Raw genomic sequence first — 2,493 nt, forward strand, 5'->3', positions numbered from 1 at the left:
TATATAGTGTAAGTTTTAGTCCCGATGGTAAAACCCTCGCTACGGCATCAAGGGACAAAACGGTCAGAGTTTGGGATTTACAGGGCAATCAATTAGCACTCTTTTCAGGACATCAAGACTCGGTAATTAGTGTAAGTTTTAGTCCCGATGGTAAAACCCTCGCTACGGCATCATATGACAAAACGGTCAGAGTTTGGGATTTACAGGGCAATCAATTAGCACTCTTTTCAGGACATCAATCCTCGGTATATAGTGTAAGTTTTAGTCCCGATGGTAAAACCCTCGCTACCGCATCATATGACGCAACGGTCAGAGTTTGGGATTTACAGGGCAATCAATTAGCACTCTTTTCAGGACATCAATTCTCGGTATATAGTGTAAGTTTTAGCCCCGATGGTAAAACCCTCGCTACGGCATCATATGACAAAACGGTCAGAGTTTGGGATTTACAGGGCAATCAATTAGCACTCTTTTCAGGACATCAACACTCGGTATTGAGTGTAAGTTTTAGTCCCGATGGTAAAACCCTCGCTACGGCATCATTGGACAAAACGGTCAGAGTTTGGGATTTACAGGGCAATCAATTAGCACTCTTTTCAGGACATCAAGACTGGGTATTTAGTGTAAGTTTTAGTCCCGATGGTAAAACCCTCGCTACGGCATCAAGGGACAAAACGGTCAGAGTTTGGGATTTACAGGGCAATCAATTAGCACTCTTTTCAGGACATCAATCCTCGGTATTTAGTGTAAGTTTTAGTCCCGATGGTAAAACCCTCGCTACGGCATCAGACGACAATACGGTCAGAGTTTGGGATTTACAGGGCAATCAATTAGCACTCTTTTCAGGACATCAACACTGGGTATATAGTGTAAGTTTTAGCCCCGATGGTAAAACCCTCGCTACGGCATCAGCGGAGCATACGGTCAGAGTTTGGGATTTACAGGGCAATCAATTAGCACTCTTTTCAGGACATCAATCCGAGGTAATTAGTGTAAGTTTTAGCCCCGATGGTAAAACCCTCGCTACGGCATCATCGGACAAAACGGTCAGAGTTTGGGATTTACAGGGCAATCAATTAGCACTCTTTTCAGGACATCAACACTCGGTATTTAGTGTAAGTTTTAGTCCCGATGGTAAAACCCTCGCTACGGCATCAAGGGACAAAACGGTCAGAGTTTGGGATTTACAGGGCAATCAATTAGCACTCTTTTCAGGACATCAATCCGAGGTAATTAGTGTAAGTTTTAGTCCCGATGGTAAAACCCTCGCTACGGCATCATCGGACAAAACGGTCAGACTCTGGGCGGTTGAAGATTTAGGTGAGATGCTGGCTCGGGGCTGTAAGTTGCTTGAAGGTTACTTTGTGGACCATCCTGAATCCTTAGATAACTTAGAGAAATGCCAAGATTCAGATAGCAAAATAGCTGCAGCTTCTGGTTTTGTTAAACAAGGTGAGGAGTTAGCAAAACAGGGGGATGTTGAGGTTGCTATTGCTAAGTTTGAAAAAGCCAAAGAATTAAATCCCAATCTAGAATTAGAGCCAGAGAAAAAGGCAAAAGCGATCGCTCTTGTTGCAAAAGGTGAGAAGTTAGCTAAAGAGGGGGATATTGAGGTTGCTATTGCTAAGTTTGAAGAAGCCAAAGAATGGAATCCTGAGCTAGAATTAGAGCCAGAGAAAAAAGCCAAACAGCTAGCAGCAGCTACTAAAGTTAAACAAGGTAAGCAGTTGGCTAAAGAGGGTAAATTAACCAAAGCCCTATCTCTCTATAAAGAAGCACAACAAGTAGATCCAAACCTAGAAATTTATGCTTATTCTTGGTACACACTCTGTTGGTTTGGTAGCCTCCATGGATATGCTGCTGACGTGATTGATGCTTGTGAGAAAGCAGTAGCCAAAGCACCTGAAAATGGAGGATATCAAGATAGTCGTGGTCTGGCTAGAGCCCTTACTGGGGATACCGCAGGAGCAATATCAGACTTTCAGGCATATGTAGACTGGACCGGCAATGATAAGTTGAAAGCACAACGGCAAAAATGGATAGATCAGCTCCGGGCTGGTAAGAATCCTTTTACGGAAGAGGTGTTGAAGGGTTTACTTGAGGAGTGAGGGAAAGTTAGAAGTCAGAAGTTAGAAGTCAGAAGTCAGAAGTCAGCCGTCAGCCGTCAGCGGTCAGCCGTCAGCTAAAAGCTTACGCTAAGCGAACAGTGGCCAACTTTGTGGCACAGGCTTCGACACCAATGTTATTCACAAGCTGAACGCGATCGCGTGCGCGTAGCGCATAAGCTGATAGCTGATAGCTGATAGCTGATAACTGATAGCTGATAGCTGATAGCTGATAGCTGATAGCTGATAGCTGATAGCTCCCTTTGTTACAAAATTTTTCAAAATATGTTATAATAAAATATTTTTGTGTTATAGTAGAAGAGTGGGCGCTGAGACGCCCAGAGTCAAGAGCTAGCCCGGGGACACTGGAACATCAACGGGCTAGCTC

The 2,493-nt window shown here is 44.0% G+C and carries 2 protein-coding genes; one reads left to right on the forward strand and one right to left on the reverse strand.

The annotated features are described in order from the left end of the window. A partial coding sequence (locus F6K38_RS39305; RefSeq protein WP_502709652.1) for a WD40 domain-containing protein occupies positions 1-2,108 on the forward strand: 2,108 nt, incomplete at its 5' end. A gap of 138 nt (positions 2,109-2,246) precedes the next feature. Here the strand turns inward: F6K38_RS39305 and F6K38_RS39310 are convergent. Beyond that, positions 2,247-2,387 carry a hypothetical protein gene (locus tag F6K38_RS39310; protein ID WP_287360330.1) on the reverse strand — a complete coding sequence of 47 codons (141 nt, stop codon included), beginning with the start codon at positions 2,385-2,387 and terminating at the stop codon, positions 2,247-2,249. Between the last annotated feature and the right edge of the window lie 106 nt (positions 2,388-2,493).

Source organism: Moorena sp. SIO3B2, from assembly GCF_010692525.1.
Lineage (GTDB): Bacteria > Cyanobacteriota > Cyanobacteriia > Cyanobacteriales > Coleofasciculaceae > Moorena > Moorena producens.